Below are 1,424 nucleotides of genomic sequence, written 5' to 3' on the forward strand. Positions count from 1 at the left end.
GGGCCGAGCGGGCAGGCACCGCCGGAGGCGGCGCCCGCGCCGACCGCGCCGGTCCGCGCCGCTCAGGCGGGCGGCCGCTCGTCCACCACCTGCTGCAGCTTGCCGGTGCGCGGGTTGGTGACCAGCTCGGCGCGCGGGACCCACTCGACCTGCAGCGGGTGGATCCGGCCGCCCTCGACCTCCTCCAGGTACAGCGGGCGGGCCGCGTAGACGGCGGCGACCAGTTCCTCGGCCAGACCGGCCGGCGGCTCCTCCACCCGCCCGAGCCGCAGGATCAGCCCGTCCTTGTTCTCCCACCGCCGCTGCACCATCTGGATGCCGGAGATGTGCTGCCCGGAGTCGGCCGCCACCAGGACGGCGCGGATGTCCTCCACCCCCATGCTGACCGTCCCGACCCGGGCGCCCTCGATCGAGCGGCCGACCAGCCGGAACCGCCGCAGCTCGCCGTCCACCCACTCGGCCCGGTCGCCGGCCGGGTAGCGCAGGATCGGCATCAGGGTGCGGAACAGGTTGGTGACCAGCAGCCGCCCGGGCACCCCGGGGGTGGTGATCGGCTCGCCGGTCAGGTCGTCGACGATCTCCACCACGGTGCGGTGGGCGAAGGCCTCGTGCACCCGCACGTCGTCGCCCGGGACCGGCGCCGCGACCAGGCCGGCGTCGACCGAGGCGTAGCCGGCGGAGGAGATGGCGGCCTTGGGGAACGCCCGGGCCAGGATCGGGCGCAGGTCGGCGAAGAGCAGGTCGCCGGCGAACAGCAGCAGTTCCACCGACTCGGCCACCTGCCCGTGCTGCACCAGGTGTTCGGCGACCGCGCTGAGCCGCATCGGCTCGCCGGCCAGCACGTGCACGCCGAAGGCGTGGATCAGGTCGGCCACGAAGGCGTCCGGGGCGGAGCCGGCGACCGGCAGCCGGACGTTCTCCACCGGGGCGGCGTGCAGCGCGTGCTCGATGTAGAGGAAGCTGCTGTAGAGCTCGCCGGCCCAGAACAGGTTGGCGACCCGGTGGCCGGGCTTGAGCCCGGCCTGGACCAGTCCGGCGCCGAACGCCGTGACGGAGTCGGCGTGTTCGCTGCGGGTCCACGGGGAGACCTTCGGGACGCCGGTGGTGCCGCCGGTGGTGTAGACGCCCGCGTCGCTCAGCGGGCCGGTGAGCAGCTTGTTGTCGGGCCAGGTGTTGGCGGCCCAGAAGGCCTTCTGGTCGATGATGGGGAGTTGGGTCAGCTGGGACACCGTCTCGGGGACGTCGCGGTAGAGCTCCGCGTAGAACGGCGAGTTGCGCCGGGCGTGGTCCACCAGGTCCTGCAGCGGCTTCGCGGGCAAGGGGGTCTCCCTGTCGGTCGAGGCGGTGATCGGGGGTGGGTCGGGTCGTGCTGGAGCGGGGAGCCGGACCGGAGGGTCGGCTCCCCGCCGGGTGGGTCGTGCGGG

The 1,424-nt window shown here is 74.3% G+C and carries 1 protein-coding gene; it reads right to left on the bottom strand.

Features of this window, described 5'->3' with window-relative positions; all coding sequences use genetic code 11:
- Nucleotides 1-62: 62 nt before the first annotated feature.
- Nucleotides 63-1,319, bottom strand: coding sequence for a phenylacetate--CoA ligase family protein (locus ACFW1A_RS40505; protein ID WP_380418746.1), 1,257 nt, complete (start codon nucleotides 1,317-1,319; stop codon nucleotides 63-65).
- Between the last annotated feature and the right edge of the window lie 105 nt (nucleotides 1,320-1,424).

Source organism: Kitasatospora sp. NPDC058965 (assembly GCF_042741245.1).
Taxonomy (GTDB): Bacteria; Actinomycetota; Actinomycetes; order Streptomycetales; family Streptomycetaceae; genus Kitasatospora.